At 42.3% G+C, this 22,264-nt stretch carries 16 protein-coding genes; 6 read left to right on the top strand and 10 right to left on the bottom strand.

Annotated elements, in window-relative coordinates; translation table 11 throughout:
- The first annotated feature begins 34 nt into the window (after window positions 1-34).
- Entirely contained in the window at window positions 35-214 is a 180-nt protein-coding gene (locus ACM0OY_RS00275) for a replication restart DNA helicase PriA (protein ID WP_414566908.1), read from the top strand.
- A 10-nt stretch (window positions 215-224) separates the two neighbouring features.
- On the opposite strand, the gene ACM0OY_RS00280 is transcribed toward ACM0OY_RS00275, so the two are convergent.
- Window positions 225-923 (bottom strand): phosphoribosyltransferase, encoded by a 699-nt coding sequence (locus tag ACM0OY_RS00280; RefSeq protein WP_414566909.1) that lies wholly within the window; start codon window positions 921-923, stop codon window positions 225-227.
- Window positions 924-1,124: 201 nt separating this feature from the next.
- Between ACM0OY_RS00280 and ACM0OY_RS00285 the strand changes: the two genes are divergently transcribed.
- The gene (locus ACM0OY_RS00285) at window positions 1,125-1,811 is read left to right on the top strand and encodes a uracil-DNA glycosylase (RefSeq protein ID WP_414566910.1); all 687 of its coding nucleotides are present in this window, start codon (window positions 1,125-1,127) and stop codon (window positions 1,809-1,811) included.
- A gap of 272 nt (window positions 1,812-2,083) precedes the next feature.
- On the opposite strand, the gene ACM0OY_RS00290 is transcribed toward ACM0OY_RS00285, so the two are convergent.
- From ACM0OY_RS00290 to tyrS, 5 genes are all read right to left on the bottom strand, one after another.
- Window positions 2,084-5,332, bottom strand: coding sequence for a tetratricopeptide repeat protein (locus ACM0OY_RS00290; RefSeq protein ID WP_414566911.1), 3,249 nt, complete (start codon window positions 5,330-5,332; stop codon window positions 2,084-2,086).
- 18 nt (window positions 5,333-5,350) lie between these two features.
- A complete protein-coding gene (locus ACM0OY_RS00295; protein ID WP_414566912.1) occupies window positions 5,351-6,316 on the bottom strand; it encodes a DUF4384 domain-containing protein in 966 nt (321 codons plus the stop codon).
- 231 nt (window positions 6,317-6,547) lie between these two features.
- Window positions 6,548-7,198 carry a hypothetical protein gene (locus ACM0OY_RS00300; protein ID WP_414566913.1) on the bottom strand — a complete coding sequence of 217 codons (651 nt, stop codon included), beginning with the start codon at window positions 7,196-7,198 and terminating at the stop codon, window positions 6,548-6,550.
- Window positions 7,195-7,926 (bottom strand): orotidine-5'-phosphate decarboxylase, encoded by a 732-nt coding sequence (gene pyrF / locus ACM0OY_RS00305; RefSeq protein ID WP_414566914.1) that lies wholly within the window; start codon window positions 7,924-7,926, stop codon window positions 7,195-7,197. The genes ACM0OY_RS00300 and pyrF overlap by 4 nt, the downstream gene beginning before the upstream one ends.
- Before the next feature lie 14 nt (window positions 7,927-7,940).
- Entirely contained in the window at window positions 7,941-9,131 is a 1,191-nt protein-coding gene (gene tyrS, locus ACM0OY_RS00310; protein WP_414567074.1) for a tyrosine--tRNA ligase, read from the bottom strand.
- 173 nt (window positions 9,132-9,304) lie between these two features.
- Here tyrS and ACM0OY_RS00315 point away from each other — a divergent pair, with 173 nt between their 5' ends.
- Complete coding sequence (locus ACM0OY_RS00315; RefSeq protein WP_414566915.1) at window positions 9,305-11,230, top strand: transglycosylase domain-containing protein; 1,926 nt, start codon at window positions 9,305-9,307, stop codon at window positions 11,228-11,230.
- Window positions 11,231-11,422: 192 nt separating this feature from the next.
- Here ACM0OY_RS00315 and ACM0OY_RS00320 read toward each other — a convergent pair whose 3' ends face one another.
- Together ACM0OY_RS00320 and ACM0OY_RS00325 are read right to left on the bottom strand one after the other, a co-directional pair.
- A complete protein-coding gene (locus ACM0OY_RS00320) occupies window positions 11,423-11,746 on the bottom strand; it encodes a DUF1825 family protein (RefSeq protein ID WP_414566916.1) in 324 nt (107 codons plus the stop codon).
- A gap of 125 nt (window positions 11,747-11,871) precedes the next feature.
- Entirely contained in the window at window positions 11,872-12,804 is a 933-nt protein-coding gene (locus ACM0OY_RS00325) for a J domain-containing protein (protein WP_414566917.1), read from the bottom strand.
- 295 nt (window positions 12,805-13,099) lie between these two features.
- Between ACM0OY_RS00325 and ACM0OY_RS00330 the strand changes: the two genes are divergently transcribed.
- Together ACM0OY_RS00330 and ACM0OY_RS00335 are read left to right on the top strand one after the other, a co-directional pair.
- Complete coding sequence (locus ACM0OY_RS00330; protein ID WP_414566918.1) at window positions 13,100-13,474, top strand: NINE protein; 375 nt, start codon at window positions 13,100-13,102, stop codon at window positions 13,472-13,474.
- 14 nt (window positions 13,475-13,488) lie between these two features.
- Window positions 13,489-14,022: a helix-hairpin-helix domain-containing protein gene (locus ACM0OY_RS00335; RefSeq protein WP_414566919.1), complete on the top strand. Its 534-nt coding sequence runs from the start codon at window positions 13,489-13,491 to the stop codon at window positions 14,020-14,022.
- Window positions 14,023-14,090: 68 nt separating this feature from the next.
- On the opposite strand, the gene lepB is transcribed toward ACM0OY_RS00335, so the two are convergent.
- Complete coding sequence (gene lepB / locus ACM0OY_RS00340) at window positions 14,091-14,663, bottom strand: signal peptidase I (RefSeq protein WP_414566920.1); 573 nt, start codon at window positions 14,661-14,663, stop codon at window positions 14,091-14,093.
- Between the two features lie 1,322 nt (window positions 14,664-15,985).
- Here lepB and ACM0OY_RS00345 point away from each other — a divergent pair.
- Complete coding sequence (locus ACM0OY_RS00345) at window positions 15,986-16,894, top strand: polysaccharide deacetylase family protein (RefSeq protein WP_414567075.1); 909 nt, start codon at window positions 15,986-15,988, stop codon at window positions 16,892-16,894.
- A gap of 160 nt (window positions 16,895-17,054) precedes the next feature.
- On the opposite strand, the gene gltB is transcribed toward ACM0OY_RS00345, so the two are convergent.
- A complete protein-coding gene (gltB, locus tag ACM0OY_RS00350) occupies window positions 17,055-21,746 on the bottom strand; it encodes a glutamate synthase large subunit (RefSeq protein WP_414566921.1) in 4,692 nt (1,563 codons plus the stop codon).
- Between the last annotated feature and the right edge of the window lie 518 nt (window positions 21,747-22,264).

The raw sequence follows: 22,264 nt of genomic DNA on the forward strand, positions 1-22,264 counted from the left end.
CAAATAAAAAATATTTAGAACCAGGGGTTTTGAAATGCAGACAGTACAAAAAATTTACTGCCCAAATTGTGGCAGTCATGCCGAGCGTTATTATATTACAGATAATGAATTAACTCGAACGCAATGCCCAAGTTGTGATTACTTAATGATTAGCTGCACTCGCACTGGCAAAGTGATTGAGGCTTACGCCCCAGGAATTCTTGCAAGAAGGTAAAAATTGAAAATTACTCACAGGAATCTGTGTTGGCTATTGTTTTTTGTTGCTGGAGATATCCGATAACTTCTAATGTGTCTACTTGGGGAAATTGTGCGTAGAAATTACTCACACTCCAGAAAGGTTCCGGTGTTTTCAAAACAATTATGCGATCGCCCCATTGATTCAACCAAGGTAGTAATTTTTGTGGTGCTACCGGACTACATAGCCAAATTGCTGCCGGCGAAAGGGCTTTGATGGCAATAGCAGCAACAGCCATAGTCATACCTGTGGCAATGCCATCATCAACCAAGATCGCCGTAGAATCTTTTGTATTCACCTGAGGACAAGCAGAAATTAATTGCTCTTCCAGAGACTTAGCTTGTTTAATGGCTTTATTTAAAGCTTCTTCTCGCCACTGTGCATAATGTTTGGGGCGAAATAGCTTTTGCTCAGTCCAAAGAACATTTCCAGAACTAGTGACTGCACCAATAGCTAACTCTGGGTTTTCTGGATGGCTAATTTTTTTAGCTACAACTATCGTTAACGGACAACCCAAAAGACGTGCCATTGGTGCCGCTACTGCTACCCCCCCCCTTGGCAAACCATAAACGATTGGTAGAGGCTTTACCCCAGAATCAATAGTTTGCTGAGTCAAAAGATCGTGAATTACTCGCGCCAATTCCTCACCCGCATGGATGCGATCGGCAAAAAGTGGGGTATGTGACATGGTTTTCCCCAGTGTCTTAGGACGGCACTGCTTTTATCATGACTGAATTTTGTCTCAAATTAACTGATAAAATAAGATTTGTATAAATAATAAGTATTCAGTAAAAGTCTATTTCTGAAGTCTATTTCTGATAAGTGCCCAATCAAAGACAAACTTGAATCAGATAAGACTGCTGGTGCTGATACCCAAATCATAATTTTCATGAGCAGCGAAACCCAACTCAGCCTCTTCGACGACTCAACCTTTAACCAACGAGAGCTGATTCCCACAGATGCTAAAATTCCTATCCCTCGCGGAACATACTCCGCTATGGCAGAACTGGCGCAGCATTGCGATCGCTGCCACCGATGTGTACTGGGAGACACTCGTACCCACGCTGTTGTCGGACGTGGCAACCTCAAAGCACCAATAATGGTTGTGGGAGAAGCGCCTGGTCAAAATGAAGACGAAACGGGTTTACCATTTGTCGGTAAATCAGGACAGTTGCTAGAGAAAATTCTGGCATCTGTAAATTTGAGTACTGAGCAAGATATATATATTGCCAATATTAATAAGTGCCGTCCACCAGATAACAGAGTTCCCACTAAGGATGAAATAGCAGCTTGCAAACCTTACCTGCTAGAACAAATTCGCCTAGTTGATCCCAAAATCATTCTCTTAACGGGTGCAACTGCGCTCAAAAGCTTGACTGGCGATAAGCAGCCGATTACTAAAATTCGCGGACAGTGGCTAGAGTGGGAAGGACGTTTGTGTATGCCAATTTTTCATCCTTCCTATTTGCTGCGTAACCCTTCTAAAGAAAGAGGTAGCCCTAAATGGCTGATGTGGCAGGACATCCAAGCCGTGCGTGCCAAGTTGGATGAAATTATGAAAAATAGTGGCTTTTAAGCATCTTAATTAGAACGTGAGTTCGATAAACGTCTCCCACCCAGCCTGTTTTCCCTGCAATCAAAGAATCAGACTTTTAAGCCTCTCTTCTTGTAGGAGAGAGGTCAAATTCTAACTATCGAACTCACGTTATTAGATTACAGCATTTTTCAGGTATTTAGATCACAACCGAGACGAGGAGTAGGGAGTAGTGTAGTTCAATTACTTGAAAAACGCTGTAAAAAAATGCGATCGCTTGTTTTGATTAACTTGCTTGTATGCAGGAGTATTCTTCAGCAGGAAAGAACACTTGATGAGTTCAGTAATTCTGGCTCATTCAAAGCTGTGGTATCACCCTGACATACCCAGGCACCCCAGTAGAGCGGATGTTGAAGCGGTTTAGATTCTTGACAAGAAATAGTGGTCTGTGAGTGCAATTCTTTAATTCCCAGGAGTTGTTTTAACACCTCAATACCCAGCGGAGACTGTTGTAATTCTTCAACCGTAACAGTTCGCAAATAATTCTGTGCTGACTGTAAAGCTTCAGACCGACCCAGACCACGCTGCAAGTTGTCAAAGAAATACTCGATCAGCAGAGCCGTTGCTTTATCTGGCACCGACCACAAGCTCATAATTAGTGTTTTTACACCCGCCATAGCAAAGGCACGACGCAACCCAAACACACCCTCACCAATAAAGATGTCTCCTCTAGCAGTATTGCAAGCAGATAACACAGTGAGTTCATTAGCCCATAGGTCAAGACTCGCTACATCTACGGCAAAGACAACACCTTTACCTGCTTGTTTTGGGAGAGTTCCACCAGAAAGCCAAGTATTTGCACCAGCCAGAGCAAGTCCAGAACGCACCATCGGATTTTCCAGTTTTGCCCCAGAAAAGCGATTTTCAATTCTTAAACCCTCTTGAGCCTCCTTGACACCGGGCAAAAGTCCAGATTCGGGCAAAAACAGACCGTGAGTCGCGATGAGCATGATGCTGGGACACTGACTAGTTGTGAGGCGGGTTTCCAGTGCTTGTGCTCCCAGATATAGCTCTGCCTGCTTGAGTTTTTTGGCAACGCTTTCACCCAGAAACCTTGTGCCAGGAGCAGGAGAAAAGAGAGCGCTCCCCAAAGTTGCGCTATCATATCCTGCCAGCGTCAACTGTTGTGGAATCGCAGGGGTACTAGCTTCTCGTTGGTCTACAGAGTTTGCTCCTAAATCAAAATCAGGATCGGCTATAACCAGAGGTGCAGAAGCTGGGTGAGTTGGTTGAACTTTCGAGCGCAGAATATCTCGTCCAACACTCAGGTAGGAGATGGTATACTCATCCATCAACAGTTGTCCACTCGTCTCATCTATGGGGAGTATCTGAAAGGGCACCAAATTCAAATTACCATCGGGAGCGAGTATCAGATGTTTACATTCAGGGAGTACAGCACGGATGGGATTGAAAATAGCTCCATACAGTTTGATGGCTGCTGCTGGATTGTATTTGATAGGTTCCAGCACCAGATCGTCATCCCAATCTCCGAAATCTAGACGTTGCAGTGAATTGTTTTCTTCAGGAGCAACCGACAACCGAAATTCCTGAATCAGGTTATCTATTGTTTCGGCTGCACCTAAATCTATCATCTGCACGGCATCTGGCTGACCTGCTGGTAAAACAAATGCTAGATACCGCTCAGGTTGCCATTGTGCTTCTTCGCGTCCTGGAAGTGTCTGAAAATTAAATACATCAAAACGGACAAATTCCACCAAAGTTGAACCCTCAGGCAATTCCAACGCCACAGCCCTAGAGTCAGGGGGTTGTTCCTGTAGTTGGATTTCGGGAACTTGGGAGGCGAGAAATTTCTGCAAGTTATTATGTGTTATCGATAATTGTGTCCAATTTTGTTCGTAGGTGGTGTTATCCCCCGCTTGGGGAGGAGAAAAAGCAAGGTATACCAACTGGTCACTTAAGGCAAGAAGTTTTCGGAAATCCTCAGCTAGATGAGGATAGCGACCACTGTAGAGGGCATAGTTTTGAGCAGCAACAGACGATGCAATTAGGGCTTTGCGTTTTAGTATTAAATCAAAAGCTGCTTGCACTGCTGTCGGCGAGTTAGAGAGATAATTGTAGACTAGGGAAAGAAAACCATCAAACTGACCTTTGATAGTCCGAAGATAAGCGAAGCGATCGCGTTCGGAACTAGCTGCAAATACTTGGCGAATAATTATATCTTCGATTAAGCTGGCTTGAGTCATGCATTCGAGAGCTTGGATAGGGCGATTGTCCCCTGCCAATAATGTCGCCAGATTGCTCAAACTAGCTGCAACAGAGGGATGATTTTCCCCCAACTGCTGCTTGATCATTGCTAAAGCTTCTTGATACAAATCTTCAGCTTCTTGAAAGCGCCCTTGAAAATTGTACAATCCTGCTAAATTGTTTAGCATCAATGCCACATCTGGATGCTGTTCCCCACGCTGAAGTTTTGTGATTTGCAAAGCTTGTTGATAAAAATCTTCGGCTTGGTGAAAGTGCCCTTGAGACTTGTACAGTCCTGCCAGATTATTTAAACCAGCTGCAACATGGAAATGATTGTCTCCCAACAAGCGTTTGATTATCCCCAAAGCTTTTTGATAAAAATCTTCAGCTTCGTTTAATTGCCCCATTTGCCTGTAAAAATTTGCCAAATTATTCAGCGTTGTTGCTACATCAACATCTTCTTCTCCTCGGATATATTTAGTGATTTTCAAAGCCTGCAAATATTGTGATTCAGCATCTTTTAATAGACCTTTTTTTTGGAAGATGGCAGCTTGATTATTCAGGATAGTTGCTACATTTATTAGTTGAGATTCTCCCAAACTGCCTGCAATTGCTAAAGCTTCTTCACACTTGGATTCTGCTTCAGTGAAACGCCCTTGTTCTAAGTAAAGTGTTGCCAAGTTATTCAGCGTCATGGCTACCATTTCCAGGTACTCTTTACCTAGACGTTTTGCCATTTTCAAAGCTTTCTCAATCAGAATTTCTGCATCATGGTAGTGACCTTGCTCGCGGTAGATTTCAGCCAAAGCGCTTCGGCTTAGCGCTACCTCAATATGCTCTTCCCCTAAAAGGCGCTCTTTAATTACCAAAGCTTCGTTACACTCTGCTTCTGCTTCGCTGAAGCGTCCTAAGTATTTATATACTACTGCTAAATTATGCCGCCAATTCGCAACTTCAAGATGCTCTTCTTCATAGAGTATGAGCGCTAAATATAAAGCTTCTTTAGTAAAAATTACTGCTTGATTGTACTGTGCTTTTTGAAAATATACACTACTAAGTTTTGCTAACCGATTTCTAATAATCTCTGCTAGCCATTGAGCCATATTTTGCAATCGATTAGCATCATTTTCACCACCTTCTTTTAGCATCATTTCCATGAGAATATTCATGGTTTCCATCAAGTTACTATCTAATAAGTTTTCATTAGTCTGTAAAGTCTCTGCTATTTCCTGTTCGCTGGCAGCACTCCACAGCTTTATGATTAAATCCAGATAAGCTTGGCGGGGTTGTTCTTCCATTTTTTTCTCTTTTTGATTTCAAGTTGTGATTGTGTATTCCATGTAGAGAACCTGACAATCTGGGTTTTGATTCAGGTACTCCAGTAATTCCATCAGCTCGTCTTCTTTCAGTTCTAATGGTTTGCCAATGTTTTTATGCAACCAGTTGAGGCTTGGTGCTGACTGAGAAATTACTGCTACAATTTGCTCCAAACCAATATCGCCTGTAACCTTAATTGAAGTGCGGGACGAACTATTTTGAGGTAAGATTGTTAGTCCCGCAGGTAGATAAGGATCGGGAGCATAACCTGATGGACACAAACACCAAACTCTTTGTGATGTTCCTCTGTCTAACAGCAGTAAATAACCTGCGTACTCAAGATTTACTTGCAAGCGAATATTACTACCCAAAGGTATGATGTCATGGAAATCACTCCCCATATCCAGCACATCTTTGACGACTGATACTTTAATTTGCTTTGTGGGGGTTGCCTTACGCTGTAATTGTTGCCAAAGTTGCTCTAGAGTAAGTGGTGGGGATGCTAACAGTTGTCGGATCTCCTCCAAGCTTTGATTGAGAATGACATCTGCTGGTGTCTGCGTTTTCTTAGCAACATTGATAAATGCAGCTTTAAACTCATCAAGCTCTTTGCTGACATCGATTTTCTGTTCTCGGATTCTATCGCCTAATTCGTTCCAGTCCAAAAAATCCTCTATAGGCTTGGGGAGAGGTGATTGGTCTTTGTGTTCAAATGCTTGGCGGAAAGCCTGTATAATTTCCTTCTGCCCAAATAATTCCAGTATTAACTTGGGTTTGGTAGTACCATATTCGACAAGGGCATATTGATAAACCCCAGTGAAATCAGCAGGCGGATGATCGGGATCTAAACCCAGTCGTTTTTTGAGTTGGATGACAAAAGTTGTGCGTTCAAGAGAGTTTTTGACGGCTGGAGTTCCAGCGCTAGCGATCGCCTTAATCGTACTTGTTATCGGATCGAAGCTCATTGCTGTAATGTGTAAATTGCCACTGCTAAAACATCTGCGAAGGACTTGTTTTCAAAAAGCCGCCTTAACAAGTGGATAAATACACGAGCCTAGACAAAATTTCCGGATATACAGCGTATTTCAGGTAAATGAAGTACACGGGTAGGGGCACAACATGTTGTGCTCCTAGGATTATCTCTACCTCACCAAGGTGCAATCTGCTGTATTTAATGATGCCAAGTAATACAGCACTTAAAGCCCTAAATTTCCAGGACGCATCCGCACGCTTGCTGCTTGACAATCGCGTAACCAAGCTTTGACTCCTTGAGCGATCGCACCATTACTACTATCGCGTGGCGGGGATAGTACCTGCTTTTCTGAATGAGAACCAGTTTGAGAAAACATCATCACTATACGCCAACCGATTTTAGTTTTAGTCAACAACAGCCAGTGAAATTCTTGCAATTCTACCGCTGTCTTACCTATGTACTGACGCTGTAATGTACTAAAAAAAACTTGCTCAACTCCTGATGCAGACCTTTCAGGGACATCGGTACTATGTTCTTCAAGGTTCAGGGGTAGGGGACTAAACTCAGGTCTTCCTGCTACCAACATATAACTGTATAGGTCAGCGCTGCGGCTGCGACGGCGGGCGCGTTGAATAGCGCGGTTGGTGTAACTCGGTAAATCTTGCAATAACTGTGTAGTCAATGTTTCTAGATCTTGCTCAGAACACAAAGACTTTGCCCCATCGTTAATGTTTTCCCTCTGCGCTAGGAAAGAGGAGCTAGAGGTAAAATTCTTTGCGAATGCTGAGCTATTCAAGATATTTGGTGTTACAAACCAGAAACCACAAACTAGGAACCACAAGCCATAAATTTGATTTCTGATTTCTGCCTTCATGCGATCGCACTCAAATCCTCACAAATTCTCTTCCAAGCTAGCTCAGGCTCAGCAGCAGTAGTGATGGGACGCCCAATCACTAAATAATCTGCCCCAGCAATGATAGCTTGTGCAGGAGTGAGCGATCGCTTTTGATCGGCTTTGTCTGCCCAAGTTGGTCTAACTCCCGGACAAACGAGTAAAAAGTCATCTCCACAACTCTGTCGTAGCTGTGCCACTTCTTGGGGCGAACAAACTACCCCATCCAACCCCGACTCTTGCGCCATCAGTGCCATTTCTAGAGCGTATTCTGGCAATTCTAAGGGAATTTTTAAGTCAAAGGCCAGTTGTCTAGCGGAAATGCTTGTCAACAAAGTAATAGCAATTAACTTTGGTGGTTTTACACCTGCTTGTGCTGCTCCTGCTTGTGCCGCCTCTGTTGCTGCTTTTAGAGCTTCTCTACCACACGTAGCATGAATTGTCAATAAATCTACCCCATAACGAGCCGCACTACGGCAAGCACCAGCAACGGTGTTGGGGATGTCGTCAAACTTTAAATCCAGGAAAATACGCTTTTGCCGGGACTTTAGCACTTCGAGAATTTTTGGCCCAGTGCTGGTAAACAACTCCAAGCCTACTTTGAAGAAATTGACTTCCTCAAGTCGATCTACAAGGGCGATCGCACTTTCTTGGTCTGGCACATCCAAAGCCACAATAACTCGTTGTTGAGCCAATTCCCCACTCCCCATTCCCTACTCCCCATCTAAAGCACTAAACGCACAAATTTATTTTTGCCAACTTGTAAAACTTTACCGTGTAAATCACTAGCAGCAGCGAAAGTGGTATCGACATCAGAAATGCGATCGCCATCTAAGCGTACTCCACCTTCTTGAATTTTCCGCTTGCCTTCCCCTGTACTTTTACACAAGCCAGTGACATTAAGAAGATAAGCTAACTTCACAGGAAATTGCGACACCCCAGCTAAAGAGAATTCTGGAACTGCACCTTCCTTACCGCCGCTTTGGGCGGCTTCTAGAGCTTGTTGGGCTGCTGTTTCGCCGTGGTACTGTTTGACAACTTCCCATGCTAAAAGCGTTTGGCGATCGCGGGGATTTTCTGGCAATCGATCTAAAGGTAAATCCGTCAACAGTTCAAAATATTGTTCTAACAAGCCATCGGGAACTCCTTGTAACTTCTGGTATTTTTGTCCTGGGTGTTCTGATAAGGCAATATAATTACCTAAAGACTTGGACATTTTTTGCACGCCATCCGTGCCAATCAAAATTGGCAACAGCATTCCAAACTGGGGCTTTTGACCAAAATGGCGCTGTAAATCTCTGCCTACAGCAATGTTAAATTTTTGATCGGTTCCTCCTAATTCCACATCTGCCTGAACGGCAACAGAATCAAAACCTTGCATCAACGGGTACAGGAACTCATGGATAAAAATCGGATTCTCTTTTTTATAGCGATCGGCAAATCCCTCTTTAGCCAGCATTTGCCCGACCGTCATCGTGGAGAGTAACTCCAAAATTTTCTCTAACTTAAGCTGGGAAAGCCATTCGGAGTTATAGCGCACCTCTAACCTTCCTGGTGTGTCAAAATCCAAGATAGGACGTACTTGGTCAAGATAAGTCTGGGCATTTTGGGCTACATCTGCTTCTGTAAGCTGACGACGCACCTCAGATTTACCAGTCGGATCGCCAATGCGTGCTGTAAAATCGCCAATAATTAGAACTGCTGTATGACCAGCATCTTGAAACCCTCGCAGTTTTCGTACTGGTATGCTATGACCTAGATGAATATCAGCACCCGTAGGATCGATTCCCAATTTGATCCTCAAAGGTTGGTTTGTAGTTAATAAGCGGTTTTCTAGACTTTCACTGTTAACATCAGCTGGTTGTGGGAAAACTTCTACTACACCACGACGCAACCAATTCATATCTTGCGTCATACCAGAAAATCCATTGTTAGCTATGCTTTGTACACTAGAAGTTAAGTTGGTTATAAACACTTGCAATTTATCCACTTTCTCATCTGCCAAACTACTATAATTGCAAAAAATTAACCGCCTTGCTTCGCCCAATGAATTACAGTTAAATTTACAAGTGAGGAAGTGAAATCGCCGTGTCGTCGTCTAGGACTTTTGAAGATAAACAGCCACAACGTCGGGCTTCATCAGGTTTTGAGTTTTTGAAAGGAGTCGGTCAGGTAACTGGCGGTACTCTGCTTTCAATTACCATGCTGGCAAGTTCCATTGTAGCCGGAGGACTGGTTGGTTTAGCGATTAGTTTCCGTAATTTGCCAGATGTAAGACAGCTACGTAATTTCTTCCCCTCAGAAACAACTTACATTTATGACATTAAGGGTAAACTGTTAGCTAGTGTCCACGGGGAAGCCAACCGAGAAGTAGTTCCCTTAGATAGAATTTCCCCGAATCTCAAGCGGGCTGTATTGGCAAGTGAAGATAGCCACTTCTTCGATCACCACGGGATTAACCCGACTGGTGTTGGGCGTGCTGTAGTAGTTAACGCTGTAGCAGGTGGAGTGCGCGAAGGTGGCTCTACTGTTACCATGCAGTTAGTAAAAAACCTATTTTTGACTCGTAAACGTGCCTTTACCCGAAAGTTAGCAGAAGGGGTGCTGGCAATTCGGTTAGAGCAAATTCTCACCAAAGACCAAATTTTAGAAATGTACCTCAATCAAGTTTATTGGGGTCATAATAATTATGGTGTACAGACGGCGGCACGCAGTTACTTTAATAAGTCAGCAGAATATTTAAGTTTGGGTGAGTCAGCAATGATGGCGGGTTTAATTCAAGCACCAGAAGAATTCAGCCCATTTGCGAGTATGAAGCTGGCAAAACAGAAACAAAAAGAAGTGCTGGGACGGATGCTCGAATTGAATTGGATTAGCCAGCAAGAGTATGACGATGCCCTCAAGCAAGAAATCAAACTTGGCAAAATCAAATCCTTTCAAGGTAGTGCTCTACCTTATATAAGTAATACTGTAGCGCAGGAGTTGGCTAAGAAATTTGGGCGTGAGGCACTACTGAAGGGCGGAATGCGGGTGCAAACTACAGTTGACGCCAACTTTCAGATTATGGCAGAGGAAACTGTCGTTAAGTGGCATAAATCCCTGCTGGGGCAGGGATTATCAAAGAATCAAATCGCTTTGGTGGCAATCGATCCGCGCACCCATTTTATCAAAGCATTGGTGGGTGGTGTCGATCCCAAAGTCAGTGAATTCAATCGGGCAATTCAAGCTCAGCGACAGCCCGGATCTTCTTTTAAACCCTTCGTTTACTATACTGCTTTTGCTACTGGTAAATATGGGCCGGATACAACGGTGGTAGATTCTCCTGTTAGATATCAAGATGGTAGTGGTTGGTACTCTCCGAGAAATTACGATGGGGGTTTTAGCGGCCCTATGCCAATCCGCACAGCTTTAGCCCAGTCACGCAACATTCCTGTGATTAAGATTGGTAAATCTGTAGGGATGAATAGAGTCATCGAAACCTGCCGTACCTTGGGCATTATGAGTCCGATGGAACCTGTGACCTCACTACCTCTGGGCGCAATTGGTGTCACACCTTTGGAAATGGCTAGTGCTTATGCTACCTTTGCTAACTATGGCTGGCAGTCTCCACCAACTGTAATTGCCCGTGTCAGCGATAGTAGTGGTAACGTATTACTAGATAATACTCCTAAACCCCAACTAGTTCTAGATCCTTGGGCTTCGGCAGCCATTATTGATGTGATGCGAACAGTAGTGACTAATGGTACAGGCAAAGGTGCTGCCATTGCCCGTCCAAGCGCTGGGAAAACGGGTACAACTTCCTCAGAAAAGGATATTTGGTATGTTGGCACTGTGCCGCAGTTAACTACAGCTGTCTGGGTAGGGAGAGACGACAACAGACAATTAGCTAGCCGTGCTACAGGCGGCGGTATGGTTGCTCCCATCTGGAAAGATTTTATGGAAAAGGCACTCAAAAATGTGCCAGTAGAAAACTTCAAGTCACCCTCGCAGTTTCCCCGTCCTAAGTCTAATTAGAGTTAGGAGTTATGAGTGATGAGTTATTCACTAACCCATACCTTATACGGCTTAACCTCTTGTTTAATAAGGTTTTCCAAAGTTTAGCAAAATTATAATTTTGGAAAAACCAAGTCACTAACAAGGTTTTCAAGACATAATTACAGATAACTTGTAACTCCAAACTCCAAACTCCCAACTCCTAACTTGATGTTAGGGCTGTTTCTCTAGCTCGGCTTTCATCCGTTCTAAAGTGAGGTGCATTTGGTCAAACATTTGTTGCGGGGTGACGCCGAACTGACCTAACTGGGTTTTGAGTTGCTCTACTGTCATTTGTGCCATGAAGTCTTCTGATAGCTCGAAGCGCTTCATAAAGATGCGATAGCGATCCATCATGGCTTCCATTTGCTCAATAAACAGCTTTTTACCGTCGCGGTCAAATTTACCGTAGCTGTTGCCAAGCTTGATAAGTGCTTGATAATCATCAAACAACTGCTTTGCTTCTTGCTGAACTATCTCAGAATCGAAGAATCCCATGTTGCCTATATAAAACTGAGCGCACAGACTCAGTAGCTTAATAGTTTGACTTCTATTTTTATTCTAGTCTAGGGGAGTAATCTAGTGGACAAGCTTCGGTTTGAGTACGGTTTATTACCGAAATTTCAACACTTGACTTGAGAACGTTTCCCATCTTTAAACCCACCTAATAAAGCCGCAATACTCAAAGCTTTGGCAATTGATTTCGGATTGCGGTTTTCACCGGGTTGAATTTTCAATCTGGTAGCGCATTTCAAAGCTAGTGAATGTTGCGGGTTAAGTTTTAATGCTTGAGTGATGTAAACCCTAGCCATCCCTAGTAATTTCTGACGGAGATGTACAAAACCTAATAAGGCGTGATAATCACTGTTATTAGGCTCTAACTTGATGGCATCCCGTAGTTCTTGGACAGCTAACGTCCATTTGGTTAGTTTAATATACTCAATAGCTCGCTCGTAGTGACGTTGAGCGTAGTTTTTCAAAACTGGTTTGACATTAGTTTCTTCACTTAATGTCACTTCAACTGGCTTGACTTCTACCTTGGGAATGATGGAAAGAGGTTCTTGAGGTAGCAACAGATTAGATTTATGCAACTGTAAGTAAACTAAATTCAGTATACTAATTTGCTGGGTTACTTGATAAAACTCATGTAGTGATTTGTATTGAGCTTCTGCATAGCAGGCGATCGCTTCTTCGTAAAATAACTCTGCTTGGGGTGTAGTCATTTCCCGAATTTCCTGGACTAGAGCGGTTTCAGAAGACAAAGCTTGCTGCTTCAATACTCTTGCTTGTGAAAGTAGCATACCTATGGCGCTAAAGCGCTTGTGTTGATTTTTCAACTGCTCATATGCTGGGTTGATTAAATGGCTAAATATTGCCGTTGCTAATTCTTGGTCTCGATTGCTGCTTTTGGTATGGCGATCGGGATGTAGCAGTTTTGCTAAAGTGTGGTAGCGTTTGAGAATCTGGCGATCGTCAGCAGTCACGGAAATTCCTAGCACAGCATAAGGATCGCAAAGCTGTTCAAGCCATTTCGGCGGAAGGAAAGTCTGTGACATCGTAGTAATCCGATCGCTTAAAAATTTAAAATTAGCATCAAAGCCCAATGCACACTCATGTGACACCTACTCTCAAGTTTATTCTCAAATGCTAAATCCTGGGGCTTTCCACCCAAAAGTCACAAAGGCAAGGTAGAGTAGTTAACTAAAATAAAATTATATGGCTACTATTTAAGTAAAAATTGAGCAATATATTCAAGATGTTTGCCACCATTATATTTCTTGATTTGAAACCTGGAATTGCTGATGGCTGTTTGATTGTAGGAACTGTGGTACTGGTATATTTGTTAGGAATATGTTGACTAAGCGCAAAAGCCGAAGTGTTGCCGCTGTTCTAGCTTTTTCTGGCACGCTGACAATTTCTGGATTACATAAATTTTATTTGGGACAGCACCTATGGGGTATTTTATATGTCTTGCTTTCTTGGACGCCTATCCCCAAGGTAGCTAGTGCTATCGAGGGAGTTTGGTATTTAGCCCAAGATGAAGAAGCTTTTGATCGCAATTTTAATCTCGGCAAGTCAGCTGCCAAAAATTCACACCGGGTAAGTAATCAAGTAGGAGCAGTTGCTGATGCTTTGCGGGAACTAGATGCTCTACGCCAAGACGGACTAATTTCAGAATATGAATTTGAGCAAAAACGCCGCCAACTGCTAGACCAAATTTCTTGATATTAGCGACAATCATGAACAATTGGCTACCTTTCAATTTGAAGCTGCAAAAACTCCGTGCCAAGTTGCTCAACGATCCCTACTATCGCTTGCAATCTGGGGAAGAAATTCAGATCGCGGCACAATTAGGCATTCGCATTGATGCTAATCAAGCAACTGTAGATGATTGGTTACGCTTACCAGGTTTGTCAATTCACCAAGCGCGATCGCTTGTGGAACTTTCACGTTCAGGTGTGAAATTTTACTGTATTGAAGATATCGCTGCGGCTTTGGCTATGCCAGCACTGCGACTCGAACCATTAAAACCTCTATTAAATTTTAGTTATTATGACCATGAATCTTTAGATTCTCCTACAAATTTAGTTAATCCGAATACAGCAACAATTGAAAATTTAGCACAAATTCCCTTTATCGATTTGTCTTTAGCACAAGCAGTAGTGCAAAATCGCCAATCTGCTGGTCCTTATCATAACCTAGCTGATTTCCAACGACGATTAGAGCTACCTGGTGATGCGATCGCTCAGCTAATGTATTTTCTGCGTTTTTAACACGTTATTTATTAGTTACTTTTATAAGTAGTCAGTTGTGAGAAACAAACAACTGACTACTTAACTAATTAAATAAACCCGATGCGATCAACAGGCCAAAAGCGAAATGTTGCTCGACCAATGATATTTTTTCTGGGTAAAAAGCCCCAATAACGAGAGTCGTTACTGTCATTGCGGTTATCTCCCATGACAAAAAATTGGTCTTCTGGGACTTTCACTGGTTGAAACGGCTGATTTGCTAGTTCAGCAATGTAGTCTTCTGCTAAGGGTTGACCGTTGAGATAGACTTTGCCTTGAACAACGCTAATTACCTCCCCTGGCTGGCCAATCACTCGCTTGATGAAGGCTTGATCTTGGGGATATCCTCGACGTTGTAGTTCTGCGGGTGGCTGAAAAACGATAATATCCCCAGTTATGGGGGGGTGAAAATGATAGGAGATTTTTTCCACCACCAAGCGATCGCCAGTATGTAAGGTGGGTAACATCGAGTCAGAAGGTATGTAACGAGGTTCGGCGATAAAAGTCCGAATTAGGAGTGCCAAACATAAAGCGATTGCCACTAAAATCAGATTTTCCTGCCAACTACGCCATACTTTTAACGACGCACGCTCTTGCTTTGCATCACTTTCGTGAGGAATCATAGAAATTTTTAGTCAGTTAAAGGAGTGGAACAAATACCTTGATTATTTTGGCTTCAAAGGTATACTAATAAGCAAGCTGAGTTTCTTACTAATTAATACATAGATTAAATAATACAGTTATTGTATCTACCAAAGCTATGCAAAAGTCTTGGAAATCAACTATCAACAGTCTCACCGAACATAAGCTGATGACCAAGACTCTTAGATAGACAATTAAAAATTTTAATTCTAATTCCTGCAATTATAAGGCAAGTTACTAGATAATTTTCAGCTTTGCTTCCTCGTGCTAAAAAAAGCTAGTTGCCGACTGTAAAGCTATATAGCCAGTCGGTTTTTTCTGCGATCGGCAAAAATTAACTGAATCTAGTCTAATTAGCCAAGAAACATTTGATTCACATGCAATGTTTAATGTTTTAATAGTTTTGTGACAGTCTATTAAGACTTTAACAAATTGTTGATAAAAAGACGATTAAGTTACGTAATTTTACGGTAACAAGCCATATCAAATTGTAATATTAATAATGTATGAGCCTCTTTAATTATCAAGATAACGAGACCAGATAAAAAGTCGGTAGCAATTTTGACTAAAATCTCAACATTAAAAATAGAGTTAATCTGCCAATACAATTATTTTTGCTAAATAAGTAAAAAGTATCTAGATTAACGACTAAGTGCCTCTAAGCAATGAGAAACTATATTGGATTAATTTGCGTCTCTCTGCTTGATATAAAGTACAAAACAACATTCTCTCAGTTCAAAATTTAACTTTTTCTTAAAAGGGAAGCAATGGCATTAGGCAGTAAAATATATTTTATTCAATTTTATAACTAATAGTTTATTAGACCCTTTTTTCAAAAAACCTCGCCCTTTGTCAGTAGTTTTGTGTGTTAATTAAATAATTCATTAAGCTGTCAATATAGAACTTTTGTATTAAAAGTCTACTTTGGAAAAGGCGGGAATTATAGACTTGACAGCTTAACTAAACTTATTTATTTGCAAAGGTATGTCACCTGAAAGCATAGTATTGCTCTAGCTAGCAGTCTGGTGAGAGACAATAGTAAGTTGAAAACTCCTATTAAGAGGATTTGGATGTGTGGTTAATTATTTAAATTATGCTCCTTCCGAGAGCTAGTGGTCACAACCGATAAATACAGACTTTGCTGTTTATGAGTGGGTTGAGATTAAAGCTGTAGAGTTTGCCTTCTCGATTCTAATTCTCGGAATTATACAAAACAATTGGTTTTCAAATATCTAAAAAATTATGTGTTAGAACATACTTTCATATACGTGGCTGATGTTTTTATAGTTGAAGGAGCTATATGGTGGAAAATAATAAGCCGTTTTTGTGGCCGGAAGGAATATTAATTGGGTTGCTTGCCTTGGGTGGTGTTTTTAGTCTTGGTTTGATGATGCTTCTCAGACCCAATACTTCGGAAGCTCAGAGTAGACCAAATATAAATGTAAATAATGTATCTGCAAACAGAGGAACTCAGCAGCGCATTGAGAAATTCAAGGGAGCGATGCTGATGAGTTGGCAGCAACAGGCACAAGTAAAAGGCTTCTCTTACCCTGTACCATCACGTTTTCAAGGCACAATAATTAAAGAGGCAAAACTAACTCAAGCAGAGAAAGTTATTGCTCTTACCTTTGATGATGGCCCTTGGCCTGAAAGTACAAAGCAAGTACTAGATATTTTAAAATCAAATAATATTAAAGGGACATTTTTTGTTGTTGGGCAAAATCTCAAAAATTATCCAGAATTAGGAAAAGAAATTGTAGCTCAAGGTCATGTCATCGCCAACCATACTTGGCATCACTGGTATCACTTCTTTAATCAGCAGGCGGCTGCCTTTGAAATCGATCGGACAACAGATTTAATTTATCAAGTTACAGGTGTTAAAACAACTCTATTCCGTCCTCCTGGTGGTATGATGCACAATGGGCTAGTTGGTTATGCCAAAGGACAAAAATATACAGTGGTGATGTGGTCAGCTGACTCGATAGACTATAAACTGCCAGCTGTACCAAAGTTAATTAATAATGTAATTAAAGATTCAAGACCTGGTGGTATTGTGCTAATGCATGATGGTGGTGGTAACCGTTCTAGAACTGTGCAAGCTTTACCAGAAATTATTAGTAACTTTAGAAAGCAAGGCTATAGGTTTGTGACTGTTCCAGAACTTTTAGAAATACAAGATACAGAAATAAAGTTGCTTGCGAACAAAAAGTAATAATTATTAATTATTAAGTTATTGCCCAACAGTAATTGACTAAAAACTAAAATTATATTTTTTGGCTCAAACGCTAGATGGTAATCCTAAATTGATTTTGTTCAATTTATAAGCTGTAGATCCCCGACTTATTAAATAAGTCGGGGATCTTTGTTGTTTGTCAATGACTACTAGTTACTAAACTGAACTCAGTTGTTTCTTTTTGAGGATCGGCTTCTGGACTATCAGCTTCAGAAAGCGGAACCAACTGCCAGAATTTCGGCAAAAATTCTTGCCAGTTTTGCAAAATTTTCTTCGCTTTTGGTGAACCAGTTCGTTCTGCATGAGTTTTGATTAACTCTTGCAATTGCTTTGCACCTGCTTGCGTAATTACTCGCTGCCTTTTAAAAATTTCTGGGTTGACTAACTGAGGGAATGAACCATCTTCATCTAAAAAGTATGCCAGTCCACCAGTCATTCCAGCCGCAACGTTACGTCCTACTTTACCAAGAACGACAATTATACCACCAGTCATGTACTCACAGCAGTGATCCCCAGCACCTTCAATGACTGCTATTCCTTTGGAGTTTCTCACAGCAAAGCGCTCTCCTGCTAAACCGTTGGCAAATAATGTGCCGCCGGTAGCGCCATAAAGACAGGTATTGCCAACTATGACGTTTTGTGATGAATTATAAGTGGCATCAGATGGGGGTTTGATGATGATTTCACCACCGTGCATTCCTTTACCCACGTAATCGTTTGCCTCTCCTTGCAAGGTCAGAATAATGCCGGGGAGGTTGAAAGCACCAAAGCTTTGTCCAACACTACCTGTGAATTTGAGATGAATTTGTCCTTCAAAGCCGCTATCACCATACTGGGAAGCGATCGCTCCTGCTAATCTTGTGCCTACTGTTCTGTCAGTATTAACTATAGGGAAGGTCTTCTCAACAGTAGATTGATTCTTAATAGCAGCTTGAATGTCGGGATCGGCAAGCAATTTGTCATCCAAAACTACGCCATTGCTGTGGACTTCTTCATGCACTAACCAGCTACGATTTTCTCTGCTATCTGGTAGTTGGAGTAAACAGTTGAGATTTAGTGATCGCGTTTTGGTAAGTTTTACTTCTGGGCGCACTTTCAATAAATCTGCGCGTCCGGTAATTTCTGACAAAGAACGGTAGCCGAGTCGTGCTAACAAACTTCGTACTTCTTGGGCGATGAAGTAGAAGAAGTTGACAACTTGTTCGGGGATTCCTGTAAACCGCTTGCGGAGTTCTTCTTTTTGGGAAGCAACTCCCACAGGACAATTATTCGTGTGGCAGATACGCGCCATAATGCAGCCTTCAGCAATCATGGCAATGGAACCGAAACCGAATTCTTCAGCACCCATTAATGCACCTATTACCACATCCCAACCACTCTTGAGACCGCCATCGACGCGTAAAATCACGCGATCGCGCAAACTATTTTCCATCAAAACGCGATGCACTTCACTTAAACCGAGTTCCCAAGGTGAACCCGCATGTTTAATGGAACTGAGTGGCGATGCACCCGTACCACCATCATGACCAGAGATTTGGATAATATCAGCATTTGCCTTGGCTACACCCGCAGCGATCGTGCCAATACCGACTTCTGCAACTAGCTTCACTGAAACTTTTGCTTTCGGGTTAATTTGGTGTAGGTCAAAAATCAGCTGGGCTAAGTCTTCAATTGAATAAATATCGTGATGCGGTGGTGGCGAAATAAGCGTTACACCAGGCTTAGAGCGCCTTAACATGGCAATGTATTGGCTGACCTTCGGTCCTGGAAGTTGTCCACCTTCCCCAGGCTTGGCACCTTGGGCAATTTTAATTTCAATTTGCTTGGCGTTGACTAAATACTCTGGGGTGACACCAAAGCGTCCCGATGCAACTTGCTTAATGGCACTATAGGCGCGATCGCCATTTCGCAATCCTTTTAAATGAGGTAAGGTCGGTGAGTGTCCAGATTCATCTACATCATCCAAAACTGTATAGCGTACTGGATCTTCGCCACCTTCCCCAGAATTGGATTTGCCGCCAATGCGGTTCATGGCGATCGCTAAAGTTTCATGTGCTTCTCTTGACAAAGCACCTAAAGACATGCCTCCAGTACAGAAACGCTGGACAATTTCAGATACCGATTCTACTTCTTCTATAGATATGGGCGGGCGATCGCCTTGGAAGTCGAGTAAGTCGCGCAAAGCAGTTACTGGCCTGCCTTGGAGGTGCTTTTTGTAAACTTCGTAGTGGTCGTAGTTTTTGCCATCTAGAGCTTTATGCAGCGCCTTCACCATTTCTGGGCTATTCATGTGGTACTCGCCCTTAGGACGGTACTGCACAAAGCCCAAGTTTTCTAATTTGTTGGTTGCCAGTTCCGGGAAAGCTTTGCTATGGAAGGAAAGTACCTCATCTGCGAGTTCGCTTACACTCAAACCACCGATGCGGGAAGTAGTGCCACAGAATCCCAGTTCGATTAAATCTCTACCGATACCGATCGCTTCAAAAATTTGGGCTGCTTGATAGCTGGAGAGTAAAGAAATTCCCATTTTGGAGAGAATTTTCAGCAAACCTGACTCTACTGCTTTGCGATAATTTGCTAAAGCTTGCTCTAAGGTGAGGGTTGGAATTTTCTCTAAACCCATCAACTTTTGAGTTTTGGGATCGGACCACCAATCACGCACTGTGTCCAAAGCCATGTATGGGCAAACTGCACCAGCACCATAGCCAATCAAACAAGCAAAGTGATGAGTACTCCAGCATTGGGCAGTATTGGCAATCAGGGATGTTTTCATTCGCAACCCTTCACGAATCAGGTGGTGATGGACGGCACCGACTGCTAACAGGGGAGGAATGTAAGTGTATTCTGTATTAATACCATCATTTAGGCGGTCACTTAATATCAAAATCTTTGCACCTGCCCGCACTGATTCAGCCGCTTGTGCTTGTAAAGATTCGACTGCGGCCTTTAATCCTTCTGGTCCGTCAGCGATCGCAAATAAAGTTGATAACTCAGCTGTAGCAAATCCTGATAGCTTAATCGCCTCTAATTCTGCCTCATTCAACAACGGCGACTCAAGTTTCAATCTCCGAGCATATTCTGGCTTTGGTTCTAATAAGTTACCACGTTCGCCCAACTCAACTTTCAAAGACATCACCAGCTTTTCTCGTAGAGGATCGATCGCTGGGTTGGTTACCTGAGCAAAGCGCTGTTTGAAGTAGTCATACAACAGGTGTGGCTTTTCTGACAGTACTGCTAGGGGAATATCATCTCCCATACAGAAAGTCGGTTCTGAAGCTGCGATCGCCATTTGTTGAATCACCATTTCCACATCTTCTGTGGTGTAACCAAAGGCAGTTTGCAGTTGAAGTAAAGTTTGTTTATCAATTGCCAACTGTCCTTGGTCATTTGTTATTTGTCCTGTGCCGTTGCCATTTATTGATGGCCTGTGACTAATGACCAATGACTTTAATTCTTGACGGTATTGTTGCAGCCATTCTCCATATCGCTGCTGCTTGGCGATGCGCGCCTTTATATCCCAATTTTTCAGCACTTCATGATTGACTAAATCCACAGCAATCATTTGCCCTGGTCCTAGTCTACCTTTCTCCTTAATCTTGGCTTCTGGAAAGTCCACCACTCCTGCTTCGGAAGCTACAACAATGTAGTCATCTTCGGTAATCAGGTAACGAGCTGGTCTCAACCCATTCCGATCTAGGGTTGCACCAACTTTTTCGCCATCACTAAATACTAAAAGTGCTGGACCATCCCATGCTTCTTGCAGACCGCTGTAATATTCGTAGAAATCAACAATTTCTGGATAGTCATTTAAAGAAGGCTGATTTTTGTAAGCCTCTGGAACCATAATCATTAAAGCTTCCAAGGGGCTGCGTCCAGAACGCACCAGCAATTCCAGTACATTATCTAAAGTCGCTGAGTCGCTGTTGTCAATGTGAACTAGTGGCTTGAGTTCGTTGATGCGATCGCCCCACACTGGATGATTGAGGCTAGCTTCTCGTGCCATCATCCAGTTGATATTACCCAATAAGGTGTTGATTTCACCATTGTGACCCAAAAGGCGCATCGGCTGAGCTAGCGGCCACTTGGGCATCGTGTTGGTACTAAAGCGGCGATGATAAACAGCAAATGCACTTTTGTAAGCTGGATTTTGGAAATCTTGATAAAACTGGCCCAATACAGCCGAACGCACCATACCTTTGTAGACAATTGTCCGGCTTGACAATGAGCAAATATAAAATTCTCCTGATACTTTGTGTGCTGCTTTTCCAATTCGCCGACGAGTAATATACAACTGACGCTCTAGTTCATCACCGCTTTTATCTTCAGAAGCAAGCATTACTTGTTCGATCTGGGGTTGATTTTCTCTTGCTTGCATCCCCAGTAAATCAGGTTGCACTGGCACTACTCGCCAACCTAGTACAATCAATCTTTCTTCAGCGGCTACTTGCTCAACTACTGCCCTAGCTTTTTGAGCTGCTTGTCGATCTTGTGGTAAGAACATCATCCCCACAGCTTTATTGCTAGTAGGTAGCAGTTCTTGTCCTCTTTGGGCAAATTCTTCTTGAAGCAACTCCCAAGGAATTGCAGTTAATACTCCCGCACCATCGCCAGAGTCTTGGTCAGCACTACAACCCCCCCGATGTTCTAAGCAGGTCAAAGCAGCTAAAGCTTTTTCGACAATTTCGTGGCTGGCATGATTTTGTCGATGAGCAATAAAACCTACACCACAGGCATCTCGTTCCTCTACTAACCATCTTTGCCCTTGGCTGGCATTCCTTGAGTCAATATCCGCCGTGATTTTTTGGTCTTGATTCATCGATTTATTATTCATACCATGTACCTGAACTGTTGAGTTACCAATTTTGCCACTACTTATGAGAAAAATTTTTCAATTCAGCGATGCAGAAATACATCAGCACTAGAAAATTTAGGGAAAAAAAATTTTAACTTCGGTTTTCCTTTTTAGTTCACCCGTGTTAAAATCATTACGTATTTTTATGTATTTTTGCTGCTATTAGACAACCTATTTTAGCCAAGACATTGTTATTGCCCTGACATTTTCTTTCTTATATTGTGAAGCTAAGTATTTTCTCAATTCCCTCTTTCCAGATGCACACTAGCTACTTGTTTGTAGAGCCTCTTTTGGCTCCCCTACTACACAACAATTAAACGCTGCACTAGGTTTTAAAATCAAAATCATCCCGATCTAGCAATAAAATCAGCGTATTACAATATATACCCATTTGACAATTCCCAAAAATTTCTCTTTACCAGTTGCCACCCATCTCACTAGCAATTGCACCCCACTGACGTAGCAACAGTCGCAACTAACAATGAGGATTGAATATC

The organism is Nostoc sp. CCY 9925, assembly GCF_963920935.1.
In the GTDB taxonomy this organism is placed as follows: domain Bacteria; phylum Cyanobacteriota; class Cyanobacteriia; order Cyanobacteriales; family Nostocaceae; genus Nostoc.